This window comes from Citrobacter sp. XT1-2-2 (assembly GCF_023516235.1).
In the GTDB taxonomy this organism is placed as follows: Bacteria; Pseudomonadota; Gammaproteobacteria; order Enterobacterales; family Enterobacteriaceae; genus Citrobacter; species Citrobacter werkmanii.
On the sequence record NZ_CP097324.1, the window covers coordinates 4,392,848 to 4,419,628 of the forward strand.

At 54.9% G+C, this 26,781-nt stretch carries 22 protein-coding genes; 11 read left to right on the forward strand and 11 right to left on the reverse strand.

Going from position 1 to position 26,781, the window contains the following annotated elements:
* Nucleotides 1-144: 144 nt before the first annotated feature.
* A complete protein-coding gene (mgtL, locus tag M4I31_RS24145) occupies nt 145-417 on the reverse strand; it encodes a mgtA regulatory leader peptide MgtL (RefSeq protein ID WP_353654526.1) in 273 nt (90 codons plus the stop codon).
* Between mgtL and treR the strand changes: the two genes are divergently transcribed.
* The 5 genes from treR to nrdG all read left to right on the forward strand — a co-directional run bounded on the left by treR (nt 389) and on the right by nrdG (nt 7,746).
* On the forward strand, nt 389-1,336 hold the full coding sequence (gene treR / locus M4I31_RS20915; RefSeq protein ID WP_038636723.1) for a trehalose operon repressor TreR: 948 nt from the start codon (nt 389-391) through the stop codon (nt 1,334-1,336). The two genes, mgtL and treR, sit on opposite strands and share 29 nt — an antisense overlap.
* A gap of 156 nt (nt 1,337-1,492) precedes the next feature.
* The gene (treB, locus tag M4I31_RS20920; protein WP_038636721.1) at nt 1,493-2,911 is read left to right on the forward strand and encodes a PTS trehalose transporter subunit IIBC; all 1,419 of its coding nucleotides are present in this window, start codon (nt 1,493-1,495) and stop codon (nt 2,909-2,911) included.
* A gap of 49 nt (nt 2,912-2,960) precedes the next feature.
* Complete coding sequence (treC, locus tag M4I31_RS20925; protein ID WP_085048412.1) at nt 2,961-4,613, forward strand: alpha,alpha-phosphotrehalase; 1,653 nt, start codon at nt 2,961-2,963, stop codon at nt 4,611-4,613.
* A 409-nt stretch (nt 4,614-5,022) separates the two neighbouring features.
* Complete coding sequence (gene nrdD / locus M4I31_RS20930) at nt 5,023-7,161, forward strand: anaerobic ribonucleoside-triphosphate reductase (RefSeq protein ID WP_038636715.1); 2,139 nt, start codon at nt 5,023-5,025, stop codon at nt 7,159-7,161.
* Between the two features lie 120 nt (nt 7,162-7,281).
* On the forward strand, nt 7,282-7,746 hold the full coding sequence (gene nrdG, locus M4I31_RS20935; RefSeq protein ID WP_085048413.1) for an anaerobic ribonucleoside-triphosphate reductase-activating protein: 465 nt from the start codon (nt 7,282-7,284) through the stop codon (nt 7,744-7,746).
* Nucleotides 7,747-7,767: 21 nt separating this feature from the next.
* Here the strand turns inward: nrdG and M4I31_RS20940 are convergent, their stop codons facing one another.
* From M4I31_RS20940 to tssB, 10 genes are all read right to left on the reverse strand, one after another.
* Nucleotides 7,768-8,289, reverse strand: a complete 522-nt coding sequence (locus M4I31_RS20940; protein ID WP_085048414.1) for a toxin-antitoxin system YwqK family antitoxin — start codon at nt 8,287-8,289, stop codon at nt 7,768-7,770.
* On the reverse strand, nt 8,289-10,253 hold the full coding sequence (locus tag M4I31_RS20945; RefSeq protein WP_250856826.1) for a type VI secretion system Vgr family protein: 1,965 nt from the start codon (nt 10,251-10,253) through the stop codon (nt 8,289-8,291). Before M4I31_RS20945 ends, M4I31_RS20940 begins: the two co-directional genes overlap by 1 nt.
* Nucleotides 10,254-10,343: 90 nt before the next feature.
* The gene (locus M4I31_RS20950) at nt 10,344-10,850 is read right to left on the reverse strand and encodes a hypothetical protein (RefSeq protein WP_139815565.1); all 507 of its coding nucleotides are present in this window, start codon (nt 10,848-10,850) and stop codon (nt 10,344-10,346) included.
* A gap of 74 nt (nt 10,851-10,924) precedes the next feature.
* Nucleotides 10,925-13,426 (reverse strand): type VI secretion system ATPase TssH, encoded by a 2,502-nt coding sequence (gene tssH / locus M4I31_RS20955; RefSeq protein ID WP_085048416.1) that lies wholly within the window; start codon nt 13,424-13,426, stop codon nt 10,925-10,927.
* Complete coding sequence (locus M4I31_RS20960; protein ID WP_085048417.1) at nt 13,417-14,361, reverse strand: type VI secretion system baseplate subunit TssG; 945 nt, start codon at nt 14,359-14,361, stop codon at nt 13,417-13,419. The genes tssH and M4I31_RS20960 overlap by 10 nt, the downstream gene beginning before the upstream one ends.
* A complete protein-coding gene (tssF, locus tag M4I31_RS20965; protein WP_085048418.1) occupies nt 14,325-16,046 on the reverse strand; it encodes a type VI secretion system baseplate subunit TssF in 1,722 nt (573 codons plus the stop codon). Before tssF ends, M4I31_RS20960 begins: the two co-directional genes overlap by 37 nt.
* A 19-nt stretch (nt 16,047-16,065) precedes the next feature.
* Complete coding sequence (gene tssE, locus M4I31_RS20970) at nt 16,066-16,443, reverse strand: type VI secretion system baseplate subunit TssE (RefSeq protein ID WP_085048419.1); 378 nt, start codon at nt 16,441-16,443, stop codon at nt 16,066-16,068.
* A 9-nt stretch (nt 16,444-16,452) separates the two neighbouring features.
* Nucleotides 16,453-16,935, reverse strand: a complete 483-nt coding sequence (locus M4I31_RS20975; RefSeq protein ID WP_085048420.1) for an Hcp family type VI secretion system effector — start codon at nt 16,933-16,935, stop codon at nt 16,453-16,455.
* Nucleotides 16,936-16,953: 18 nt separating this feature from the next.
* A complete protein-coding gene (gene tssC / locus M4I31_RS20980; protein WP_069324762.1) occupies nt 16,954-18,435 on the reverse strand; it encodes a type VI secretion system contractile sheath large subunit in 1,482 nt (493 codons plus the stop codon).
* An 18-nt stretch (nt 18,436-18,453) separates the two neighbouring features.
* Nucleotides 18,454-18,966 (reverse strand): type VI secretion system contractile sheath small subunit, encoded by a 513-nt coding sequence (gene tssB / locus M4I31_RS20985; protein WP_085048421.1) that lies wholly within the window; start codon nt 18,964-18,966, stop codon nt 18,454-18,456.
* Nucleotides 18,967-19,338: 372 nt separating this feature from the next.
* Here tssB and M4I31_RS20990 point away from each other — a divergent pair, with 372 nt between their 5' ends.
* Genes M4I31_RS20990 through M4I31_RS21015 form a run of 6 tightly spaced genes read left to right on the forward strand, consistent with a single transcriptional unit; the run spans nt 19,339 to nt 26,727 of the window.
* On the forward strand, nt 19,339-19,797 hold the full coding sequence (locus tag M4I31_RS20990; RefSeq protein WP_038636684.1) for a hypothetical protein: 459 nt from the start codon (nt 19,339-19,341) through the stop codon (nt 19,795-19,797).
* Nucleotides 19,798-19,811: 14 nt separating this feature from the next.
* Nucleotides 19,812-21,149 (forward strand): type VI secretion system baseplate subunit TssK, encoded by a 1,338-nt coding sequence (gene tssK / locus M4I31_RS20995; protein WP_085048422.1) that lies wholly within the window; start codon nt 19,812-19,814, stop codon nt 21,147-21,149.
* Nucleotides 21,130-21,879 (forward strand): DotU family type IV/VI secretion system protein, encoded by a 750-nt coding sequence (locus M4I31_RS21000; protein WP_085048423.1) that lies wholly within the window; start codon nt 21,130-21,132, stop codon nt 21,877-21,879. The genes tssK and M4I31_RS21000 overlap by 20 nt, the downstream gene beginning before the upstream one ends.
* A complete protein-coding gene (locus tag M4I31_RS21005) occupies nt 21,879-25,418 on the forward strand; it encodes a type VI secretion system protein (protein WP_201745927.1) in 3,540 nt (1,179 codons plus the stop codon). The genes M4I31_RS21000 and M4I31_RS21005 overlap by 1 nt, the downstream gene beginning before the upstream one ends.
* Nucleotides 25,415-26,338, forward strand: coding sequence for an ImpA family type VI secretion system protein (locus M4I31_RS21010; RefSeq protein ID WP_233593214.1), 924 nt, complete (start codon nt 25,415-25,417; stop codon nt 26,336-26,338). Before M4I31_RS21005 ends, M4I31_RS21010 begins: the two co-directional genes overlap by 4 nt.
* Nucleotides 26,335-26,727, forward strand: a complete 393-nt coding sequence (locus M4I31_RS21015) for a DUF4280 domain-containing protein (protein WP_085048426.1) — start codon at nt 26,335-26,337, stop codon at nt 26,725-26,727. Before M4I31_RS21010 ends, M4I31_RS21015 begins: the two co-directional genes overlap by 4 nt.
* Nucleotides 26,728-26,781: the final 54 nt, after the last annotated feature.

A 26,781-nucleotide genomic window follows, 5' to 3' on the forward strand; every position in this document is an offset into this window, starting at 1 on the left:
AGGCAGTCCCCCTGCGCCAGTCTTAACAGGCGCAGTAAATCTTTCAGGCGTGGCAAAGCCTTGCCTGATGGCAATTTTAAAATCACAACAGGGACGTCAGAACGTCACTGTCTTACGCATCCGGTAAGACAGTGAAAGACAGGCTTACCGGAAAGTTGTGTTTCTCCGTCTCGGGAGAGGGGTGGGATCGGGATCCATATAGCCTCCGGTAAGTGAATGATAAGCGCCGCGGATTATACGCAGAAAACCATAAGGTTTGTGGCAATTATGGCGGTATGATAAAGCATAGAAACTAAACCAAACGTATACCAGACTTTGCCCATTGCACTGTGCTTGAGTAAAGTTATTCTCTTTTGGCATAACTTCACACGCGACACGGGAAAACAGGATGCAAAATCGGCTGACCATTAAAGACATCGCCCGCTTAAGCGGCGTGGGGAAATCCACGGTTTCCCGCGTTCTCAACAACGAAAGCGGCGTCAGCGAACGTACCCGCGAACGCGTCGAAGCGGTGATGAATCAGCACGGTTTTTCCCCTTCCCGCTCCGCACGCGCCATGCGTGGGCAAAGCGACAAGGTGGTGGCGATTATCGTCACGCGCCTGGATTCTCTTTCAGAAAATCTCGCCGTGCAGACCATGCTGCCCGCTTTTTATGAACAGGGTTACGATCCGATCATGATGGAAAGCCAGTTCTCGCCTGAACTGGTCGAAGAACATCTGGGCATGCTCAGACGCCGTAATATTGACGGTGTGGTGCTGTTTGGTTTTACCGGCATTACCGAAACGATGCTCACCTCCTGGCAGGATTCTCTGGTGCTGCTGGCCAGAGATGCCAAAGGCTTTGCCTCCGTCTGCTATGACGATGAGGGCGCTATTCATACCCTGATGCAGCGTTTATACGATCGCGACCACCGCCATATTAGCTTTCTTGGCGTCCCCCATAGCGACGTGACCACCGGTAAGCGCCGTCATGAAGCCTACCTGGCATTCTGTAAGAAACACAAACTGCATCCGGTTGCCGCGCTACCGGGCCTGGCCATGAAGCAGGGTTATGAGCAGGCCGCCAATGTCATCACCCCGGAAACCACCGCCTTAGTCTGCGCGACGGATACCCTTGCCCTTGGGGTCAGCAAATATCTGCAGGAGCAGCGGATTGATAATCTGCAGTTGGCGAGTGTGGGCAACACACCGCTAATGAAATTCCTCCATCCGGAAATTATCACCGTCGATCCCGGTTACGCCGAAGCCGGACGACAAGCGGCCTCGCAGCTGATCGAGCAGATCAATGGCCGCAGCGAACCACGGCAAATCGTTATTCCTTCCACCCTCGCCTGATCGCTTTCTGAGCGCTAATTTGTGATCTTCGCTGCGTTTCGGGAACGTTCCCGTTTTTAAATATTCATCGAAGATATACTCTTGCGCCAACAACGCGGGAGTTGCCGGATGGCGACCTAACGCGTCTTATCCGGCCTACGGGGAATACACGTCATCATGAGCAAAATAAAACAAGCAGACATCGACCGGCTGATTGAGCTGGTAGGCGGGCGCGACAATATCGCTACGGTGAGCCACTGCATCACTCGCCTGCGTTTTGTGCTGAATCAGCCTGCGAATGCCAGGCCAAAAGAGATAGAGCAGTTGCCGATGGTCAAAGGCTGCTTCACCAACGCCGGGCAGTTTCAGGTGGTGATTGGCACCGAGGTGGGCGATTACTACAAAGCGCTGCTGGCGACCACCGGCCAGGCCAGCGCCGACAAAGAGCAGGCGAAAAAAGCCGCGCGGCAGAACATGAAGTGGCATGAACAGCTCATTTCTCATTTTGCAGAGATCTTCTTCCCTCTGCTGCCAGCGCTGATTAGCGGCGGCTTGATCTTAGGTTTTCGCAATGTGATCGGCGATCTGCCAATGAGTAACGGGCAGACGCTGGCGCAGATGCATCCGTCGCTGAAAACCCTCTACGACTTCCTGTGGCTGATTGGCGAAGCGATCTTCTTCTATCTGCCTGTCGGGATCTGCTGGTCAGCGGTGAAGAAAATGGGCGGTACGCCGATCCTCGGTATTGTGCTGGGTGTGACCCTGGTTTCGCCGCAGCTGATGAACGCCTATCTGCTCGGTCAACAGGTGCCGGAAGTGTGGAACTTCGGCCTGTTCAGCATAGAGAAAGTGGGCTACCAGGCGCAGGTTATCCCGGCACTGCTGGCCGGTCTGGCGCTCGGGTTTATTGAAACGCGCATGAAACGCATCGTCCCGGATTATCTGTATCTGGTGATCGTCCCGGTGTGCTCGCTGATCCTCGCGGTGTTCCTTGCGCACGCCTTTATCGGTCCGTTTGGCCGCATGATCGGCGACGGCGTGGCGTTCGCGGTTCGTCATCTGATGACCGGCAGCTTTGCGCCGATTGGCGCGGCGCTGTTCGGCTTCCTGTATGCGCCGCTGGTGATCACCGGCGTACACCAGACCACGCTGGCTATCGACATGCAGATGATCCAGAGCATGGGCGGTACGCCGGTATGGCCGCTGATTGCGCTGTCAAACATCGCTCAGGCTTCTGCGGTGGTCGGCATCATTATCTCCAGCCGCAAACACAATGAACGCGAAATATCAGTACCTGCGGCGATCTCGGCTTATCTCGGGGTAACGGAACCGGCGATGTACGGGATCAACCTGAAATACCGCTTCCCGATGCTGTGCGCGATGATCGGCTCCGGTCTCGCCGGTCTGCTGTGCGGCCTGAACGGCGTGATGGCGAACGGCATTGGCGTCGGCGGCCTGCCGGGTATCCTCTCCATTCAGCCGACTTACTGGCAGGTGTTTGGCATGGCGATGGTCATCGCGATCGTTATCCCGATGGTACTGACCTCATTCGTCTACCAGCGTAAATACCGTCAGGGCACATTACAGATTGTGTAACTTTTCTTCGGGGCGCAGTTGCGCCCCATCGTATCTCCAGGAAACAGCAATGAATATTCCACACTGGTGGCAAAACGGCGTTATCTATCAGGTGTATCCCAAGAGTTTTCAGGACACCACCGGCAGTGGCACGGGTGATTTGCGCGGCGTAACGCAGCGCCTCGGCTATCTGCAAAAGCTGGGCGTGGACGCTATCTGGCTGACGCCGTTCTACATTTCGCCGCAGGTTGATAACGGCTACGATGTCGCCGACTACATGTCAGTTGACCCGGCTTACGGCACGCTTGCAGACTTTGACGAACTGGTAGCAGCGGCGAAAGCGCGCGGCATACGCATTATTCTGGATATGGTGTTTAACCACACCTCAACCCAGCACGCCTGGTTTCGTGAGGCGCTGGATAAAGACAGCCCGTATCGTCAGTTTTATCTCTGGCGCGACGGCGAACCGACCACCCCGCCGAACAACTGGCAGTCAAAATTTGGCGGCAGCGCCTGGGGCTGGCACGCCGAAAGCGAGCAGTATTATCTGCATCTCTTTGCCCCTGAGCAGGCCGACCTGAACTGGCAAAACCCGGCGGTACGCGCCGAGCTGAAAAAAGTGTGCGAGTTCTGGGCCGATCGCGGCGTGGACGGCCTGCGCCTCGACGTAGTCAATCTTATCTCCAAAGATCAGGACTTCCCGAACGATCCCGACGGCGATGGTCGCCGTTTTTATACCGACGGTCCGCGCGCGCATGCGTTTTTACGCGAGATGAACCGCGACGTTTTCACCCCAAGTAGCCTGATGACAGTCGGCGAAATGTCTTCCACCACGCTGGAAAACTGTCAGCAATACGCCGCGCTGGACGGTAGCGAACTGTCGATGACCTTTAACTTCCACCACCTGAAGGTGGATTACCCCAACGGTGAAAAATGGACGTTAGCCAAACCGGACTACGTGGCGCTCAAAACTCTGTTCCGCCACTGGCAGCAGGGCATGCACAACGTCGCATGGAATGCGCTGTTCTGGTGTAACCACGATCAGCCGCGCATCGTGTCGCGTTTTGGCGATGAAGGGAAATACCGTGTGCCCGCCGCCAAAATGCTGGCGATGGTGCTGCACGGTATGCAGGGCACGCCCTATATCTACCAGGGGGAAGAGATTGGCATGACCAACCCGCACTTCCGCCAGATTACCGATTACCGCGATGTAGAAAGCCATAACATGTTCGCCGAACTGAACGGGCAGGGACGCGATGCCGAAGAGTTGCTGGCAATCCTCGCCAGTAAATCCCGCGATAACAGCCGCACGCCAATGCAGTGGGATGCCAGCCAGCACGCGGGTTTCACCACGGGCGAACCGTGGATCAATCTGTGTGACAACGCAGCCGAGATCAACGTTGCAGCGGCGCTTGATGATGCCGATTCCGTGTTTTACACCTATCAGAAGCTGATCGCCCTGCGTAAAACGGAGCCAGTTATCACCTGGGGCGATTACCAGGATCTGTTACCAGACAGCCCACACGTATGGTGTTATCAGCGCGAATGGCAAGGACGGCGGCTGCTGGTCATTGCCAACCTGAGCGATACCTTCCAGAGCTGGCAACCGACGCATGCCGATGGAAACTGGCAGGTGCTGATGCACAACTATGCCGAGGTCGCCAGCCAACCCGTTGACATGACGCTGCGTCCTTTTGAAGCCGTCTGGTGGGTGCAAAAATAGCTTGCAATGATGTTCAGGCCCGGTACGCATAGCGTGGCCGGGCGTTGTCGCCTACGCTCAGCTTACCTTCCTGTTTTTGCTGAATAATTAATCAGAATTTTCCAAGGGTAATTTACAATCGGCTGTAGCGCCCGTCATCTGTACGCTCCGATTTTTACTTTGCGCTACATCAAAAAAATCGTAAACATCCTTGATGCAAATCACTACATATAGAACTTAAAATGCACGCCGACCCAATATGTTGTATTAATAGCCTATAATTGCTACAACTACAATGCACCGCTTCACGGTGGAATTGTGGATAACGTGGGTCAGGATTGCGGGAAGTCATTGGCAATAGAGATGAATAAAGCCATGGTCGCTTCCCCAACCTCTGTGGATAACCTGTTCTTATAAATATGGAGTGATCATGACACCGCATGTGATGAAACGAGATGGCTGTAAAGTGCCGTTTAAATCAGAGCGCATCAAAGAAGCCATTCTGCGTGCAGCTAAAGCAGCGGGAGTCGATGACGCAGATTACTGTGCCACCGTCGCAGAAGTCGTTAGTAGCCTGATGAATGAGCGCAGCCAGGTCGATATCAACGAGATCCAGACAGCGGTAGAAAACCAGCTGATGTCTGGCCCGTACAAACAACTCGCCCGTGCGTACATCGAATATCGCCACGACCGTGATATCCAGCGTGAAAAACGTGGCCGTCTGAACCAGGAAATTCGTGGTCTGGTTGAGCAAACCAACTCTGCTCTGCTGAACGAAAACGCCAACAAAGACAGCAAAGTGATCCCGACCCAGCGCGACCTGCTGGCCGGGATCGTCGCCAAACACTATGCGCGCCAACACCTGCTGCCGCGTGATGTCGTTCAGGCGCACGAGCGTGGTGATATTCACTATCACGATCTCGACTACTCGCCGTTCTTCCCGATGTTTAACTGCATGCTGATCGACCTGAAAGGCATGCTGACGCAGGGCTTTAAGATGGGTAACGCGGAGATTGAACCGCCAAAATCCATCTCTACCGCGACCGCCGTGACCGCGCAGATTATCGCGCAGGTTGCCAGCCATATTTATGGCGGTACTACCATTAACCGTATTGATGAAGTTCTCGCGCCGTTCGTGACCGAGAGCTTTAATAAACATCGCAAGACCGCTGAAGAATGGCAGATCCCGGACGCTGACGGTTATGCCCATTCCCGTACCGAGAAAGAGTGCTACGACGCATTCCAGTCCCTTGAGTATGAAGTGAACACCCTGCATACCGCCAACGGTCAGACGCCGTTCGTCACCTTTGGTTTTGGCCTGGGCACCAGTTGGGAATCGCGTTTGATCCAGCAGTCTATTCTGCGTAACCGCATTGCTGGCCTCGGTAAAAACCGTAAAACCGCCGTGTTCCCGAAACTGGTGTTCGCGATTCGCGATGGTCTGAACCACAAGTTTGGCGATCCGAACTACGACATCAAGCAGCTGGCGCTGGAATGCGCGAGCAAGCGTATGTACCCGGACATCCTGAACTACGATCAGGTAGTCAAAGTCACCGGTTCGTTCAAAACGCCAATGGGCTGCCGCAGCTTCCTCGGCGTGTGGGAAAACGAGAACGGCGAACAGGTTCACGATGGTCGCAACAACCTCGGCGTTATCAGCCTCAACCTGCCGCGTATCGCGCTGGAAGCCCATGGCGATGAAGCCACCTTCTGGAAACTGCTCGACGACCGTCTGGTGCTGGCGCGTAAAGCGCTAATGACCCGTATCGCGCGTCTGGAAGGCGTAAAAGCCCGCGTTGCGCCCATTCTGTACATGGAAGGTGCCTGCGGCGTGCGTCTGAAAGCGGACGATGACGTGTCTGAGATCTTTAAAAATGGTCGCGCCTCTATCTCTCTGGGCTACATCGGCATTCATGAGACCATCAACGCGCTGTTTGGCGACAAACATGTCTATGACAGCGAGCAGCTGCGCGCCAAAGGTATCGCCATTGTGGAACGTCTGCGTCAGGCGGTCGATCAGTGGAAAGACGAGACCGGCTATGGCTTTAGCCTGTACAGCACGCCGAGTGAAAACCTGTGTGACCGCTTCTGCCGTCTGGATACCGCCGAGTTTGGCGTGGTGCCGGGCGTAACCGACAAAGGTTACTACACCAACAGCTTCCACCTCGACGTGGAGAAAAAGGTGAACCCGTACGACAAGATCGATTTCGAAGCGCCATACCCGCCGCTGGCGAGCGGGGGCTTCATTTGCTACGGCGAGTACCCGAATATTCAGCACAACCTGAAAGCGCTGGAAGACGTTTGGGATTACAGCTATCAGCACGTGCCGTATTACGGCACCAACACGCCAATCGATGAATGCTACGAGTGCGGCTTTACCGGTGAGTTCGAGTGCACCAGTAAAGGCTTCACCTGCCCGAAATGTGGTAACCACGACGCCGCGCGCGTGTCGGTCACCCGCCGCGTGTGCGGTTATTTAGGCAGCCCGGACGCACGTCCGTTTAACGCCGGTAAGCAGGAAGAAGTGAAGCGCCGCGTTAAGCATTTAGGCAATGGGCAGATCGGTTAATATCCGTTTGCAAAGGCCGTAGGCCTGATAAGACGCAATCGCGTCGCCATCAGGCATCACAATGTTGCCGGATGCGGTGCAAGCACCTTATCCGGCCTAAATGCTTTCTGGACATCCTCTATGCGCTACCATCAATACTATCCTGTCGATATCGTCAACGGCCCAGGAACCCGATGCACCCTGTTTGTGTCAGGGTGCGTGCACGAATGCCCCGGTTGCTATAACAAAAGCACCTGGCGGCTCAATTCCGGCGAGCCGTTTACCAAAGAGATGGAAGATAAGATCATTGCCGATCTGAACGACACACGTATTCACCGTCAGGGAATTTCGCTGTCGGGCGGCGATCCGCTGCATCCGCAAAACGTGCCGGATATTCTGCAACTGGTACAACGTATTCGCGCTGAGTGTCCGGGGAAAGATATCTGGGTGTGGACCGGCTACAAGCTCGATGAACTCAACGCCGCACAGATGCAGGTGGTGGATCTCATCAATGTGCTGGTTGATGGCAAATTTGTGAAGGACCTCAAAGACCCGGCGCTGATCTGGCGCGGTAGCAGCAACCAGGTCGTGCATCATTTGCGATAAAATCACTCAGGAGAGGCGTGTTCACAGCCTCTCCGTCCATTTACTCATTCGCGATTGCGCTTTACCACGGGCATCAATGGCACGCCCATCCGGCAGCCAGCGCTCCGCTTCCCCTTTCAGTATCCCCTTTTCATAACAGAGACGCTGGGCAAGCGAGCCGTCCGGATAGAACTGTTCGCTGAGCTGGTGACGCAACCCCTGACTCCACTGCTCACGCTGCTGTAGCTGCCCGGAAGGATAAAAGCTGCGGCATTCGCCGTGCAGCAGGCCGTCAAGCCACTGCTCTTCTCGCAGTAGCTCGCCGTTTTCCGAGAAGTAACGAGCAATACCGTCCGGCCTGCCCTCACGATACGCCTGCTGCATAGCTAGCTGACCGTTAGGATGCCAGCGCTCCATTACCCCATGCAGCGCCCCCTGTTGATATCGCAAAACTGCCAGCAGGCGTCCGTTCTCTTCAATTCTCGTCTCACCGTTTAGCTGGTCGTTCGCAAGATTTGCCCGTAGCAGGGTGTTATCCAGGTGATATTCCTGCGTATCGCTCATCAGTTAATCTTCACCAGGCCACCTTTAATTATCAGCATCCCGCCACCATCCACCGTTTGGGTCGCGCTGGCTTTGCTGGTGAGCGTGGCTTTTGCTTCGTGGCTGATGGTTGCGGCTTTCTGGGTCAGAGAGGCTTTCGCTTCACTGGCTATGCTGGTGGCATCCAGCTTCATGCTGCCCGACGCGCTGGCGTTAAGACCCGACCCGCTCTTGATGTCCAACGTTTTACCGCTCTCGAGAGTTAGCGTACCGCTGACCTTAATCGTCAGGTTGCCATCGACGTTCAGCGTGTAGTTGCCCTTTACCTTATGCGTCTCGTTGCCGTCGATGACGTGCTCCTGATCGCCTTTCACCGTCACGCTGCGCTTCTCTTTTACCTCCAGTGTGTCGCTGCCTTTTTCGATTTTCACCGCACGATTGCCTTTTTTTAGGGTGACGGTTTCGTTGCCCTCTTCAACGGTACGCGTGCGGTCGTTTTTGACGTTCTGAATGTCGTCATGGCTGATAGTCGTTTTGCTGTCGTTAAGAACGGTAAGCTGGAAGTCTTTTTGCGCCTGCATCGCCAGCAGCTCGGCATCTTTTTTGTCGTCGAAGCGTAGTTCGTTGAAGCCTTTTTCACTTTTGGTTTTAATGCCCGACTGGGTCTGGTTCGCTGGAAGTGCGTACGGCAGCGCATTCGCGCCGTTGTAGACGCAGCCGGTAATCAGCGGTTTATCCGGGTCGCCGTCGATAAAGCTCACCACCACTTCCTGACCGATGCGCGGGATAAACTGCGCGCCGAAGCCGTTGCCGCTCCACGCCGTCGCCACCCGCAGCCAGCAGGAGCTGGTTTCGTCGCTTTTGCCCTCTCTGTCCCATGGGAACTGCACCTTCACCCGACCAAGTTTGTCGGTCCAGATCTCCTCGCCGCTTTTACCCACCACCGTCGCCGTTTGCGTATGCATAAAGGGTTGTGGCGTCACGGCGAGGGGGCGATACGGCGTGGCCTTTGGAATAGCAGTGAAGCGGTTGCGATAGCGTTCACCGTCGTACTCGTGGCTAACGGCGGTGATTAGCCAGTCGATGTTCAGAGATTTGTCGTCATGATCGGTTAGCGTAAACCAGTGCCCGGCCATCAACGCCGCGCAGTCGCTTTCACCAACCAGCTGTTTCGCCTGCGCTTTCAGGGCGTTAACCTTCCACGCCGTCAGCGCGTCGCCTTCGGCTTTAACGCTAAAACGCCCCGGATGCTGATACTGCATACCGCCCTTCTTCTCACCGGCCTGGGCAAACAGCGCCGCTTTTGGCTGCTCGTAGTTATAGTCGCTGCTCTGGAAGCCCTGCGCGGTGGCCTGTAAATGCAGTTCTGCCGAGCGAATCATCCCGGTTTCCCGTGCGCCGCTTGCTGCGGCCTGATACTTCACTTTTTTGTCGCCAGGTATCGGCGGGAAGGCGCTGTTATCATCCGCCAGCACCAGCGTATGCTTGCTTGCTGCGTGGGTGAAGAACCAGAAAATCCCCTCCTGCTCCAGCAGCCGCGAGACAAAATTAAAATCGCTTTCGTTGTATTGCAGGCAGTATTCACGCTTCGCCGGTTTGCTTTTCAGTTGAAATTTGTAGTCGCTAAACCCGGCGTCTTTAAACACCTTCTCGACGATCTCCTGCGCGCTGAGGTTCTGGAACACACGGTTGTTACTGGCAAGCGTCAGCCACCACAGCCAGGGACGCAGGACAAACTGGTAGCGATCGGCGTTAGCGGTGGCGGGGAGCTGGTGCGCCTCGGCAATCAGCCCGTCGTAATCAGCGCTGTTGATGGTGGCAGTCAGATGGGTCGCCAGCGTGCTGTCTAAGGTTAACGGCGCGGAAGTGGTTCCCGCGACGGTGGCGGTGGTCAGGCTGTTAAGCTGGGAGTCGGTGTGTACAGTGGCGGCGGTAAGGCCGGTCAGGGTTGGGGCGGTGAGTTTTATTATAGTGGTGTCGGGCATAATAAATTCCAAACCAATTTAGTTTTGTATAAAAATATCTTCAGAAGACGTTATCTATATGTGAATTATTTTTTCATCATAAGATGATATTCACCATGTATACTGTGGGAGTTCCGCAATTGTTATTCCCTTTGCACAATCAGAAAACATATATTTTGGTATTTTAGATATATCACGACCTTCAATATATAAAAAATCAGCCCCACCATCCCCTGGATAAATCAATAAACATGGAGGTTTAACTCCTCCCGGCACTGACGTGCAAAAAGAGGGGCGATAAGTACCTTTGTCGTCTTGGATACTTATTATTATCTTCAAAGGCTTAGATTCCACTATCATTGTTCTTGTTTTAGACGTTACTTTTGACAATGGTTTCGGAAGTATTTTTGTTTTTGAAATAAAAGTATTATGACAATCATCACAAGGAAATGCATTTTGCACAAATAACAATACCCTTTCTTTATTTGAATATTTACACAATGCTATCATTTCGGCATGATTATCTGGACGCCTACGCATTTCTCCAGTAAAATCAGAATCTTCTTGTGTCCAATGCCCACTAGGCGCGAGAGTGTGAGGAACAACTTCAATTGTCATACTGACTCCTTCTAAATTTATATAGTTCTAACTTTAATATCAAATTTTACATTTAATAAACACTCATATATTCATTATTTAAAAAAATCCCCAACCACCAGGTTCTCCACATCTCTGGCCCCGGCTCCTTTACACTTCTCCATAACCCTTTCTACCAACCCATCCTCCATATTTAATTTCTCCCCCGTCGCCACAAAATACCGCTGAGCTAATTTCTCCAGCTTCGCCAGCACAATGCCTTTTAATATTTCTTCATCCAACGCCCGATACGCCACCGTGGTCATCCTTGCTAAAAACGCCGGGCGGAAATGTTTTAATAACTCCTCACGCAATGCCTCGTTAAAGCGCTCGCTGTTTAATTCAGCCGCTGGCGTGTCGAGAATTAATTCCGCGCCGACGTTACTGGTCGCCAGCATCACCGTGTTTTTAAAATCAACAATCAGCCCGGTGCCGTCTTCCATTACCCCTTTATCGAAAACGTTATAAAATGCCTCCAGCACATCCGGGTGCGCCTTTTCGATTTCATCGAGCAGCACCACCGAATAGGGGCGACGGCGCACGGCTTCGGTTAACGCCCCGCCGCTGCCGTAGCCAACGTAGCCCGGCGGCGCGCCTTTGAGCTGGCTGACGGTATGCGCCTCCTGATATTCCGACAGGTTAATGGTGATCAGATTGCGTTCGCCGCCGTACAAAGCATCGGCCAGCGCATAGGCGGTTTCGGTTTTACCCACGCCGGTTGGCCCCACCAGCAGGAACACGCCGACCGGCTTTTGCGGATCGGTCAGGCCGCTGCGATAGGCGCGCAGGCGTTGGGCGATGGTCTCCAGCGCTGCCTGTTGTCCCATTACCCGCTCGCTCATCTGTGCAACCAGCGTGCGCAGGGCGTGGGCTTCATCGGTCTGCATCTGGCCGATTGGGATCCCGGTCCAGCCGCTGATCACCGAAGCCACCGTGGCGGGATCGACGCAGTCCGGCACCAGCGGCACTTCGTCACGTAGCTGGGCAGCGGCGGTTTCCAGTTTGCCGATCAGCGCGGCGCACTCCACCAGTTCCTCTTCCAGTTCATCATCCTCTTCCAGCCGCACGCTGAGATCCAGCATTCGCTGACGGGCGGCCTGTAGCTCGCCGACCCGCTGGCGCTCGTCCTGCCAGCGCTCCTCCACCTCCCGCGCCTGCTGGTGGAGTTTTTCCGCCTGCGCTTCCAGTTCACACAGCCTGTCGTGATGATCGACGCCCACCAGCAGCTCACGATTCAGACGTTCGCTCTCTTCTTCAATGGCCGCCAGATGCTGACGGATCTCCTCAAGCTGGGGCGGCACGTCATGCTGCGCCAGCGCCACCCGCGCGCAGGCGGTGTCGAGTACGCTGATCGCTTTGTCCGGCAACTGGCGACCAGAGATATAGCGCTGCGAGAGGCGCACCGCCTCGCGGATCGCCGTATCCAGAATTTGTACCCCGTGATGCGCCTCCAGTTTATCGGCCACCGCCCGCAGCATAATTACCGCGCTGTTCTCGTCCGGTTCCTCGATCTGGATACGCTGAAAACGTCTGTCCAGCGCCGGATCTTTCTCGAAATATTTTTTGTACTCCTGCCAGGTGGTGGCGGCGATGGTACGCAGTTCCCCACGCGCCAGCGCCGGTTTCAGCAGGTTGGCGGCGTCACTGCCGCCCTCGGCGCCGCCCGCGCCAATCAGCGTATGGGCCTCGTCAATAAACAGAATAATCGGCTGCGGGGATTTTTTAACGGCGTCAATGACGCCTTTTAGTCGCTGCTCAAATTCACCTTTCACGCCCGCTCCCGCCTGCAACAAGCCAAGATCGAGCGCCAGCAGAGCGACATCACGCAGCGGCGGCGGCACGCTGGCTTCGGCGATGCGCAGCGCCAGCCCTTCGGCGACGGCGGTTTTCCCCACACCTGGCGCGCCCACCAGAATCGGGTTGTTCTGCCGACGGCGCAGCAGGATGTCGATGCACTGGCGGATCTCCGCGTCGCGCCCGATGATCGGATCGATCCGCCCTTCCCGCGCGTCACGCGTCAGATCGTGCGTATATTGATCCAGAACCCCGCCTTCACGCTTCGGGGATTCGCCCTTGTCAGGGTCTGCAGCCTCCTCAACGGAGTTGCGACACCAGTTCTGCCACTGGCTTTCCAGCTCCGCAGCCGGAAGCTGTAACAATAGTGGCATTCCCTGCGCCAACTGGGTACGCAGCCGTTCTCGGGTGAGTAAGGTCAGGAGCAATAAGGCCGAACGAACCAGAGGAATACGCTGGAACGTCGCCTGCAAAATCGCCCCTTCCAGTAGCTCTATCAGGTGTACGGAAAACACCGGCATCCGCGTACAGCCCGTTTTGAACTGCGCCTGAGCACGCTGGATCTCTTCACGTAACGTATCGGTGGAGATAGCCGCGTTGCTCAGGCAATACGCTAAATCACAGCGTTCATCATCCAGTAAAGCCAGCAGCATATGCTCCGGCTCAACGAACCAGTGTCCCTGCGCCCGGCTGCGTTCGGCGGCCTGTTCCAGCGCACGAAAACAAATTGGGTTCAGTCGTTTTACCAGCGCTTTCAAATCCATTTACTGTTCTCCTCAAGATGCTGTTGGCAATGGAACATGGCGGGCTTGCGCCCTGCCAGTTGCGCGGTATAACCCAGACGCGGCGGTGCAGCGCGGGTTAAGCGATGATCCAGAGTCAGGGTTGCGCGCATCATCAATTCCAGCGTTATTCCCGCGCCAAACCAGATTTCCGCTAATTTGCTCAGTTGAATAAATCCCCGCCCGCCAGGTAAAAATGTTCGCCACTGCGCGGCATTTTCCGCACGCAGATGCACCCGTAGCGCCGCATGCTGATTCCATATTCGCCGACCAGCGACGCTATTGCGCCCCAGCCGACACCCGGTCCGGCTTTGAGACGCCAGCGGCAAGGATTGCCAGCGCCCGATAAACTCCTCAATATGAACGGTGATACCGAGCGTTGCCGCCACCAGCGCCACAAATCCCGCCGTTGAACGCCGACGATTCGCCAGCCCGCTGCTTTGCGACAGCAGACGCTGTAGCTGCCCAGACTGAGGCTTTTTTACGGCATCCAGCTCAAAACCACACAGCACCCGCATCAACGTAAACCCCGGCGCATCTTCTCGCCTGGCGTAAGGCGTTGCCAGCCGATACAGGCTCAGGCTATGGCAGTGATGTTGAATCAAGCGCTGTTGAAACAGATGAATAAAGTCCTGCGACGCGCTGTTTTTATCCTGCGCCGCCTGTTGCAGCCATTCCAGCCAGCCGTAGGGAAGCACCCCATCGGCTCCGCCCGGCCCCAGGCTGTGGACCTGAAGGGTACCGTCGCGCAGCGACACCTCCGCAGGCGTGAACGCCAGCCCCAGTTCCCCCCGCAGCGCGGGCGTTTCACCGCTCGCCCGTAAGATGCGGATACACTGCTCGAGCGAAAAGCGCCACGGCTCGCGCCGCAATTGGGCGATTACGCTATCAGCGCGGTCTGTTCGGCTTCTGTCCATAGCGACAGTTCCTCTCCATCTTCCTGCAATACCGTACGAACAAAGCAGTTCGCGGTGGCATTGCGAGCCAGAAAACGGGCGATGATGCCGGCAAATAGCAGTCGGCTATTGCCAGTAAATGATTGTGGTTCAAGGGCTAACGTCACCCGGATGCCGTTATGCCAACCGCGCCAGGCATCACCTCCCCGATGCTCACTGACCCGTTGGCAACGCATCTCGCGAATACCATTAATCTGTTGCCAGACGGCGGGTGACGCGGCGGAAGGGGCGTACAGCGCCAGCAGCTCTTTCAGCGACGCCAGCGCCATCTCGCCTTCCACCAGCGACAGGTGATTGAGCGCCAGCGAGGAAAGCAACTTCCAGCGCGTGTCCCGCTGTAATGCTGGCTCAGAAGGCGTGGTCGCCGTACCCAGTAAATGTACTTGCGCAACCGGGCCCGGCACTTCGAAGTTCAATGGCGTTCCCGCTGTAAGTTGTGCGGCTTGCTCACCGTTGCTGCACCAGAGCGTTGCCGTCAGACTGGTTTCTTCATCCGCAATATACGGGTCAAAACGGCTGTCCACTAGCGTTAGCCACAGCGCATTCCCCTGGTGGCGGTGACGCCGTGCATACCAGAACCAGCGGGCCTCGCTATGCCCCTGGGCTGAGTAGTACGCAGGAACGCGCCAGGCTTTCTCACGGCGACTCATCCACAGCGCCTGTACGCGGTAGATGTGCACATTTTTGTCATGATGATCGGCGACCAGCCGATGTTCGCTCTGGGTATGTTCGACAAACAGCGGCTCTGAGGTGCGAGTAAAAAGGTTTATTACCGGCACGCAGCCCAGACGAATATCGCCAGGTTTAATATGCTGTGCTGCCTGTGGAGCATTGTCGAAAGGGATACACACCGTGATACTGTCGCCCTCGCCCGTCGACGGCAGCGGTAAATCAAAATACATCAGCGTCTGCGGACAGTTCATCCAGGCACTGAGCGCCAGCACGCTGGACTCTACGCCCGGTTCGCTGGGCAAAATCTTTTCGGCATTCAGCAGGCCAATGGGATGTGGGCGCAGCGGCCCAATGACATGGGCGTATAACAAATCAAACAGCGTGGCATTGATTTGCGGCGAACCGCTGAGATGAATGCGCAACTGTGTTACCGCCAACGTTGAGAACTGATGCGACGGCAGGCAACGTAGCTGAATACGCAATGCGCCACGCGCCTGCGCCATTCCGCTCAACTGCCGGGCCTGTGCGGCATCACACCAGTCAACATTTTCAATCTCGATAGGCCATAGCGTTTGCGCCAATGCCGTGCGCCACCAGACCGTTTCTCCACTTTCCGTTTGCGCGTATAACGGCGTTCCGGCAGGAAGCATGTAGCCCTGACTCAGATCGCCCGCCAGCGGATCGGCGGTAAAACAAGCGGTTGCGCAAGAAGGAAAAGGGCGTAACAAATGGGGAGAGAGCTGTTCCAGTAGCGAGTCGCATAGCTCACCAAAGCCGTCATCAAGACGCTGATGCAGCCTGGCGCTTTGCAACGCAAAGCCTTCCAGAAGTCGTTCAACATGGGGATCCGGGCAATCGAATTCACTCAGCCGCAGTCGGGAAGCAACATGCGGATGCCGACGAGCGAATTCACCGCTGGCGGTTCGCAGCCATCGTAGCTCTTGCAGATAATCATCAAGCAATCGATCGTCCATTGATCTCCCCTGATACGGGTTATCGCCAACCGCCATTTTGGTACGCCAGCTCCAGCGTTAGCGGTTCGTCGTCGTTCCACAGCATCGCGTCAAGTTGCAGCGCCAGCGTCTGATGATGGGCATCTTTTACGCTCACGATCAGCGCCTGAATCCGGGGCTCATGGCGCAAAATAACAGCGCGCAGCTGACGGCAATACCAACGCAGCACCCGTTCATCGCCTGCGTTCAGCCCGTGCCATTCCGGGACGCCCCAGGCAAGCAGCACCGGCAATGTGTCAGCATCTTCTGCCGCACGGGAGTTGAACAGTCTTCTCAACTCCCGGCAAACCGACTCACGCGGCGTAATGTCCTCATCCATCAGTCTGTCGAGCAGCGCGACGGGTAGTGACATGGGCATTACCTCAAGTTACGGTTTCTTATTCATCGCCATATCCCAGACGGAAGAGACGTTACCCTCTTTCTGACCTCCCAGTTTCTGAGCGGTAATTTCCCATTTAATTTTGGTGAAATTTAGCGACATCGTTTCCACCGGTTTGCCACCGGAACCGCCGCTCACGCTCAGATGCGAGATAATCACGTTATCCAGGGTATACACGATAAGTGGCAGTATTTTGTCGTCATCATTACGGCATAACGTCAACACGGCTTCTTTAATCATCTTCCCGCTGCAGCAGTACTCATTAAGCTTTGGCGTGGAAAGGTCGACAAACTTGGTCAGCGACATTTCCCCCACGTGCGCCCGTCCGGAGGTGCGTTCGGTGTTACTGACGTCGTTGGTGACCTGCATTGCGACGTTATGGCTGTAGGACATGATCTCTATCTGATCTTTAAATCCATCAACCTGACTTTCGCCTTTGATATCGTCGAGCTTTAAAAAAATTGCATCCATGGTTTATCTCCTTAATGATCAAGCGGCTGCCGGTGGCGGCAGTTCGGCGACCAGACGGATAGAGGTGGTTAACTCTTCTAACTGGAAGTGCGGACGCAGGAATACAACCGCGCGATAGACCCCCGGCTTGCCAGGCACTGCACTTACATCCACCCGCGCTTCGCGCAGTGGATAACGCGCTTTGATCTCCTGTGGGGCGCTGTCGGTGAGCAAGACATAATCGGCAATCCAGTTGTTGAGGTAGCTTTCGATCTCGTCACGGCTCATAAAGCTGCCAATCTTGTCGCGCATAATAACCTTCAGGTAGTGCGCAAAGCGCGAGGCGGCCAGGATGTACGGTAGCATCGCTGAAATGCGCGCGTTGGCGTTGGCTTCCGGCGTGTTGTAGATTTTTGCCTGATTAGTCGTTTGTCCACCAAAGAATGCGGCGGTGTTAGTATTCTTTTTATGGCACAGCGCGATAAACCCGAGATCGTTCAACTCTTTCTCACGGCGATCGGTGATGGCTATCTCCGTTGGGCAGCGCAGACTGATATCGCCGGATGGCGTAGAGAAGGTATGCGCTGGAAGATCTTCCACCAGTCCACCGCCTTCAGCGCCACGAATCGCCGCGCACCAGCCATACAAGGCAAATGCCTCGGTAATGCGGTTAGCCAGCACCCATGCGGCGTTGCCCCACAGGTATTTACTCGCGTCCATGCCGTTAACATCTTCAACGAAGTTCACCCCTTCTACCGGCACCGTATCCGGTCCGTACGGCAGACGCTGCAACACATGCGGTAACACCAGCGAGACATAGCGGGAGTCATCGCTATCGCGGAAGGCTCGCCATTTAATCAATTCGGTGCTTTCGAAGATCTTCGCCAGATCGCGCGGGACGCCCAGCTCAGCGAACGATCCCATATCAAATAAGCGCGGACTGGCGGCAGCAATAAATGGCGCATGGGCCGCTGCCGCCACCTGGGAGATTTTCTCCAGCAGCGCCACGTCCTGCGGATGTCGACCAAACTCAAAATCGCCCACCAACACGCTGTAAGGGTTGCCGCCGAAAGTCCCGTATTCATCTTCATACAGTTTTTTGAACAACGTGCTCTGGTCAAACTCGACCGCTTTTTCCAGATCGTCCTGCAACTCCTTACGTGACACATTCAGCAGACGCAATTTCAGCCGGGTGCTGGTTTCGGTATTCATCACAAATTGATGCAGGCCACGCCAGGAGGCTTCCAGTTTCTGCATCTCCGGGTGATGTAATACTTCATTCAACTGGTCGCTTATGAGCGCGTCAATCTGCGCGATGCGGTGGTTGATCATCGCTACGGTATCGCTTTCAATCACCATCCCTTCATCAAGAATCTGCGTAGCCAGTTCTTCCAGCATGTCACGCGCGTAGGTCTGCTGTAGCTCATCGCGCGCCATCCGCCCTTCCTGAATAATGCGGTCCAGCACGCTCAGCGTAACGGTTTGCCCACCGGTTTCAGCTTGTTCCTGAACATTGTCCATTGTTCTTCCCCTTTTTAGTTACGCGTTGTCAGTCGGTTTTTCTTCAGCAATGGGTCTTAACGCCTGAAGCTCAGCGTTGTCATTGACTACCTGCTGCAACAACGTATCCAGATCGTCGTTACCATCCAGTTTGGTTTGCAGGTCGCGTAAGCGTTGACGGGCAAGAAAAAGACGTTGGAGGGGTTTAACCTGATTAATGATATTGAGAGGAGAAAAGTCGTCGAATTCGTTGAAGTGGAGTTCTACGTTCAGTTTACTGCCATCATTAGCCAGACGATTTTCAACCTGTATCGCCAGACGAGGCGAGGCAGAAGAGAGTACATCGTCGAAATTATCACGATCGATTTCAACAAAACGGCGCTCACGTAATTTGGCCGGTGGAGATGCTGGATGCCCGGATAGATCCGCTAAAATACCAACAACCAAAGGAAGTTCTTTTTTCTCAATCGCGCCACCAGTTTCCACGTCATAGGTTATTTGCACGCGCGGCGGCCTAATACGGTTGAGTTTATGCTGAATGCTCTCTGCCATATTTAATCCTTTTTATTGCAATAGTATCCCTGGTGCTATTTTTGCCGCACCATTATTCGAAAATAGATTTTTCTGAATAACTACATGCAATATAAAAAACACAACAAAAAATAAATATCAACTTAATTTTTCAGTTTTTACACCAGGATTGCCGCTTTGATAAAAATCAAAAGCAATTAAATAACCAATTAAAATCAATAAGATACAAATAAATAATCACTGAAATGATATTTTCAACAAAACTAATTCACCATGTGAATAAATCAAGTAAAACGTTTTTTATTTTATAATCCGCGCTGAATAATGATTTAAATCAAAAAACAAACCTCAACCATTAATTACCGTTCTTATAACAATATAAAAGGACTTTATATGAAAAGCGGCATATGCCATTCGGCCATATTAATATTATTCAGTACCTTAACGTTACTGAATAGCGGCTGTTCATTGTGGCAAAACCGTGTGGCATTTAATGATGTGATTATTGAAACAGTTCCGGATGCCAATGATAACGCACCGGTAGCAGTGGATATTGTCGCTATTACCGATAGCGCGCTGTTACCCACCGTCCAGTCACTCTCCGCGACACAGTGGTTTAATGCCAAATCACAATTATTGCGTGATAACCCTGACGGATTTCGCGTCTGGTCTCTGGAACTGGTGCCAGGTTCACGTTTTGTTGCGCAAGAAAATCCCCTGCAGGGCGTTACGACAGAAGCAACACTACTGTTTGCGCGTTATCGCAGTGAAGGCGATCACCGGCTCCGGCTGGATAAAGTCAGTTCACTGCATCTGCTACTGATGACGGATGAGGCAATTCTGGCGCCCTGAACAAGGAAGATACTATGAGCACGATTCCGGCAATGGTCTGCTGGTACGAAGGGATGGCGATGTTGCCGCAACATTTCCAGTTACAGGCGCTGCGCAATGAAATGCTTCCCGCCATGCTGGCGCGGTGCGCCAATCCCGGATTCTGGGGCGTGAACCACCTACATATCGACGAAGCCGCACTGTGTGCCGGTATGCTGCGTATCCTGCGTCTTGAGGCAATCATGCCCGACGGCACGCCGGTAGAGTACGATATCAGCCGCGACTCGCCGCTGGAGTTCGACTGCCAACATCTGCTCCCCGCCGCGCCGGACAGTGAACATATTCTCTGGCTGGCGCTGCCGCCGCTAAACCGCGCCGGACAGTGGCAGTTGATGAATGGCCGCTATCGCTCAACGAACAGCGCCCCAATGCCGGATCTGAGCAGCGGAGAATTTCCTGAAAGTATTTCGCTGTGGCAGCCCGCACCACGCCTGGTTTGTCAGCATGAACGCGCCGATTTAATCTGTCTGCCGCTACTTCAGATAGTGTATACCGAAGCAGGATTTCGTCAGAGCGACTGGTTTCCGCCCTCGCCCAGCGTCAGTGAAGAGAGCTATCTTTCCCGCAACACGCGACAACTCTGCTTACAGGCAAGAGAAAAAATTCTGTTTTTAAGCCGGGAAATGCAGTTGGCGCAACAGAGCCAACGCACCCATGACTGGCTGTGGCTAACGTTGTCGTTACAAAGTATTCAAGGGGCTTTACCGCTGCTGGAAAGCATGATTAACGGTGGGCGTCCACACCCTGAGGATCTTTACCGCGCGCTGTGTTTATTTCTCGGGCAGACGGCAATTCTGACCCAGGATAAAACCCTGCCCTTGCTGCCGACCTTCGATTATCAAAACATGCAGCCGGCATTCGCCTCCCTTTTCACCATGTTGAAAAATCAATTGGCGCATATTCATCGCCGCTATCAACGGATCAACTTCAGCAAACTGGATAACATGTTTTCGCTTCAGCTCCCCGCGAATATCCATGCCGGAGAACAGGTGGTGATTGGTCTGCTGATGCCTGCTGGCAGCACCTCCAGAGCAGAAAGCTGGTTACAAAAGAGCCTTATCGCCAGCCAACCGTTTTTGGCCGTTTTGCGTCGTCAGCGAATGCATGGGATGACACTCGCTCCGCTGTCCGCCGAACAGCACGGCGACTGGGAAGTCGACAGCAGTATCGCCCTGTTCACGTTAACGCTTACCACCCAGTGGTTTGAAAAAGAGACGCCGCTGGTCATTGCTCCGCTGCATGAAACCGATGACATGCCGCAGCGGATCATGCTTTACCGTCAGGAGGATCGCCATGACGCCTACGAATCCTGATATGCCTGCCTGCCGTCTGTTTGATGACGTCTTCTCTCGCTGGCTGGCGCAGTTTGAATGCTGGAAAAGCACCACGCTGCCGCCTGATGAATTGCACACGGAGGCTTTTGAGTACGCCAGTCAGGCGGTGGCAGAGTATAACCGACGTCTAATCCGTGAATTGGGTACCCCCTTTCAGCAGCAGATTGATGATGCGGTTTACGCCCTGGTCGCGCTGATTGATGAATCTGTACTCTATGGCGACTGGCCAGCCCTCTCACTCTGGCAGAGTTGCCCGCTGGAGTACCATTTGTGGCAGACCCATAGCGCCGGCGATCTGATCCCTCATAAGATCACCGCGTTACTCAATGAGCGCAGCCCCGGACAGCGCGATTTAGCCGCGCTTTATTTACGTTGCCTGACGCTGGGGTTCGGTTCCCGGCGTGACGATTTTGATCCACAGACCCACCAGGAAACCTGTCACCTGCTATGGCATTTTGCTTTCCAGCATGACGCCAGGTTCAGCGATATTGCCCAGCGAATGGAATCTGCAGCACTGGAAACGCCATTACAGCTTCCGGCACACCGTCGCCTGCCTGACAACTCACGTCTGCACCTGATTGCCCTCATCATACTGCTCGCTCTGCTGCTGTTAAGCCAACGATTGTGGCTAAGTATTGAAGATGCTATCGGCGTGAATACGTTGCCTGATTTCCCGGTGACCCAGTCCTGCCAGGGAGATTCCAGGTGATGCAACACTGGCTGACTCTGCTGATTATTGTGCTGGTGCTGCTGGCGATGACCCTCTGGTGCGTCTGGTGGCAGTGGGAATACCGCAACGATACGTTCATCCGTGCGCAAAAAGAGATCCAGCGCGCCTGCGGCGGTCAGGATCCTTACAACAGTATGCGCATACTGATGCTGGGCGACGAAGAAGATAACCGTCTGCTTTGTCGCAGTTGGTCACTCACCGACGGCCAGGAGTATTGGTTCGGGCAATGGTGGTTTAACCCTCAGTGTAGTGTTTTGTGCCTGCCGCAAACGTTGCAAACTACCGGGAAAAAACGGCTTATTCGCCAGAATGACTGGCAAAAAATGCTCGCGGCATTGGTGAAAAGTCGTCCGCAGCGTCCACTGGACGCACTGATTATCACCCTGTCGCTGGATGAGTTGCACGGCGATGAGGCCGCTCGCGCCAGCCTACTGAACAACTGCCAACAGCTACAGCAAGTATGTGGGTTGAGTTTACCGGTCTACCTGCTGATAAGCGGTGTAGAAGCACTGGAAGGGGCTTCGTCTTTGTTAGCCATGTTGCCGGAGGAGGCTCGTCGCAGCCCCATCGGCAGTGCCATCCCGGTCGCCAGAGAGGCCATCTGGAAGCCACAGTGGATAGACAGCGCGCTGGACAATACCCGAAGCTCACTGCGCATGCTCATCACGGAACTCGGCGCGCTGCGGGGAAATACGCCGGAAGATCTGTTTCGTCTGCCGGAAAACCTCCTGCCGCTAGCCGCCCCGCTGCATGATTATTTCGATTCTCTGTTTAACAGCAACGCCCGCGATGAACCTCCACTATTGCGTGGGATCTGGTTTGTCGCCCGTACGCTAACCCATGATAAACCACGGATGCAGTTTTGCCAGACGCTACTGAGCGGCAAAATTGCCGCCGAGCGTGGTCTGGCGCTCCCGGTCCGCCGCCTGCTGCGCCTGAATCTGCGCCGCCATTTCATTACCCTCGCCTGTTATAGCTGTCTTTGTGTTATCTGGCTGGCGGCAATGATCTGGAGCTGGCAATACCAACATACCAACGCCGTTTTACTACACGATCGTCTGCAAGTGCTGGCCACACAAACCCTGCGCGCCAATAACGCCGGCGAACGATCCACCGCACTGTACTGGCGAGTGCTTAACGGTATTCCACAGTGGCAGTTTCGATCTGTTGTCTGGCCCGGTTCCTTGTTCAGCCATACCGACACAAAATTACGGGATACCTTTAATAACGCCACGTTAGCCAGCCTGTTATTACCTGCGACCAACAGCATCTGTCTGCAAAGTCAAAGTGAGAAGATGTCAGAGCAGGAGGAGCTACTGCCCGAGGAGCGTTACCGCCAGATTCAGCACCTGCTTAGCCAGGCAAAGCAAATGGAGTCGCGTTATTTACCATTACTGCAATTAATGCAGGTGAAGCAACCCACTATACAGACGCTGGCAAACGTCAGCGCCAGCATCTGGGGCGTGACCGTAGATACAGAATCGCTACCGTCGCAGGATCGTCTGAATGGGATGATTGCCACCCTCAACCTTTCACGCCTCAAGTTGCCTGACGCCAGTGAATTAACGCAGCGAAACAGCGAGTATTTTTCTCGCGAAACGATGCGCTGGCTGGAGCAGAATTATGGCAACACCAGTCTGGATAACAACGAAGAGCAGCTCGAACAGTTACTGACGTTATTCAGCAATGACTCACGGGTTACTCCGCTATTTGTGCGTTCCTTAATCCGTCAGGTCAGCCGTTTACAGGCCACGCTAACTACGATTAATAATCTTAGCCGCGATGCGACTCACTCACCTATTCGGCTGCCGTTGGATGAGCTCCTCACCCAGGCACGCACGCTCCGACTGATCGACAATGATGTGATTCAAGACGTTTTACGTCATGAAGCCTTATTGCGCCAACGCTTTCTGGCACAGGTCGATGGTTCCCGTCTGCATTTCTCCTCACTAACCGAGCAGTCGCCGGAAGGCGAGTTCAGCGTGTCACCGGATGTTGTCGCGCTGCAAAAAAGCCTGCGCGATCTGCTCAATCAACCGTTTTGGCAGCGTGGGGCGAGCCTGCCGACCGACAGAACAGCAGGTTATCCCGGGAATCTACAACTCCAGCAGGCACTGGCGCTATTTGGCGGATATGAGCGTTTTATACAACAACTTCCGGACAGTATCTGGCGTCCCAAACTCACTATGCTGGCCCGGCAAGCAGTTGAAAACGCCATGCTTCAGGCACTGTACTCGGGGGCAGCCGAGTCACCTGACCATAGCAATCTCAGTACGGCTAGCGCGGATCAACTCATTGACGCGTTCAACCAGCTTAATCGTCCTCAGTTTGCCATCGCATTACGTCAGCAAGCCGCAGCCCAGGTGATTGCCCGCGTGCGCCAGGACGGCGGCGCGTTACTGCCGGCGATCGCCCCTCCCGCCGTGAATTACGCCACGGCAGAGCAGGCGCAGATCAGCGGGCAGAAGATTGCCGGTTGGGCCAACGCGCAAGCCGCGCAAATCTCCGGCGCATTGACCCGCTATCAGCAGGATATCGACTGGCTCGACAAACAGCGTCCATGGCTTACCACGACGGAAAACCAGCTTATCGTCCGCTGGAGCAGTTCACTGGCCACAATGCAGCGCCTGCAACAACAGGATCCTGGTAGTCCGCCGATGCAAATGACCACGCTTGCCGCCGCGCTGCCCACGCTTTCCGCTCAGAATTGTCAGAGCGAGCTGGCGCAGTTCACCACTTCCGGCGGTAACGATTTTTACAGCCAATCGCTGAACGCGCTGGTAAACGCATCGCAGCAAACATGCCAGCAGCTACGCCAGCAGGCGAGCATTGGCACGGTGGGGCAAATCTTCACACTGTACAACGTCTGGCTGGCGGGGCATTTCCCCTTTACCGCCGCGCCACAGGCACCGGATGCCGATGTCGATCGGGTTCGCGAACTCACGACTTTACTCGCGCAGCTCCCTCCAGAAACGCTCTCTGCGCAGCCGCCATTGATTCAACAACTGGCGGCGGCGCAGCCATTACTTTCCGCGCTGGTCAGTCCGGAAGGGGTTACGTTACGCGTTATCTGGCGCACCTCTCGTCACCGCGAGGTCGGCGCTGACCAAATTGCCGACTGGCGGCTTACCGGCAATCAACAGGCAATAAGCTACCCCGGCGGCACGACGGATCTGCACTGGCGTAGCGGAGACAGCCTGAACTTTAGTCTACGCTGGGCAACAAACTCCGCCTGGCGACCAATGCCAGGTCTGTCACAGACAGGTGTAACGGTAAGCGGTGATACTGGTCGCTGGCGCTGGCAGGGGGCATGGTCACTGCTGAGGATGATCAAACAACAGCGCGTCGGCGGCGCGCTGGCGCAACCGCTGCCATTACGCTTTTCGCTTCCTGTGGGAGATGGTCAGCAACAGTTACAAACCACCGTCTTTTGGCAGATCGCGCTGTTGGATGCACAGGGCAAAGCGCTGCTACCGTGGGTACCGCTTACCGAACAGGGATTATCACAAGGAAAATGATGGAACATATTCAGGCATTACTGACGCCTATTCAGGCGGATAAACCGTGCGGAGACGCGATCCGCTATTCACCAGAGTTCGACCGACTGGTCGCCGCTCGCCAGCAGGATGACGAAACGCTGCCCACGGGCGTCTGGCAAAGCACGCCGCGACGCGCTGACTGGGACGCCGTCGCACAGATCGCCACGTCGCTGACAAAAACGCTCAGCAAGGATCTGGTGATTATGAGCTGGCTGGGTGAGGCATGGATTCGGTCACAAGGCTTAACGTCTTTGCCCGATGCGCTGGCATTGGCCACGCTGGCGCTGGAGCGTTATCCAGAGGAATTGCACCCAAAAATCAAAGAGGGCGACTATGATTATCGCGCCGCCCCACTTTGCTGGATGGCGCAGCATTACGCCGTTCTGGTCGCCGAAGCTCCGCTATTTATAGCGAATGGAGAGCATATCTCCTTATCACAGTGGCAGCAGGGAAAATTATCAGACGTTCCCCTACCTGGGGCGGAAGAGTCGATCGTTACGGCGCTAACAGCAAGTCTTGAATGGCTTACGCGGCTTAATACCGTATGTCAGGGCTGGCCCGCAGCATCCGCACCGTCTTTCAATCCGCTGGAACAAAAAATTAAAACCTGCCTGCAAGCATTGGGGGCTAACTTGCCAGCCCCATCACAGCCTGTCGTACAAGAAGCGGCACCAGCGCCTGGTAATCCCGCCGCATTTGCCCACCGCGGGGAAGCGTATCGGATGATTAAAGAGGTCGCGGATTACCTGGCGCGTACTGAACCACACAGCCCGGTGCCTTATCTGCTCTATCGCGCCTTTGCCTGGGGGAATACGCCGCTACCTGAATTGCTCAATGAACTGATTAGCGGCGATGAGTCCGCTCGCCGACTGTGGAAACAATTGGGGGTACTGCCATGAGTTGTCCTGCCGTATGTACTGGCGCGATGCTGCAATGCTCGTTTGGCATTGCGCCAGCTACACTGAACGTGTTGCCCACCAGCCGAACCATCGTCAACAACCTGCCGATGGCGAATATTATGGATAACAAACCGTTTGTAAACATTCTGCCGTTCGGGATGTGCAACAGCATCGCTAACCCGACCGTTGCAGCCGCAACCGCGGCGGCGCTCGGCGTGCTGACGCCAATGCCGTGTATCCCCGCCACACCGGCCCCCTGGGCGCCGGGCTCACCCACGGTATTAGTGGGAAATATGCCCGCACTCACCGCCCAGTCAAAGCTGATCTGCATGTGGGGCGGCGTGATCCAGATTAGCTTCCCCGGCCAGGTAATGACCGTTGTGCCGTGATGTGATGCCCTTGAAATTAAGGGGGGAACGATTGCAGGAGACGACGCTGCAGGA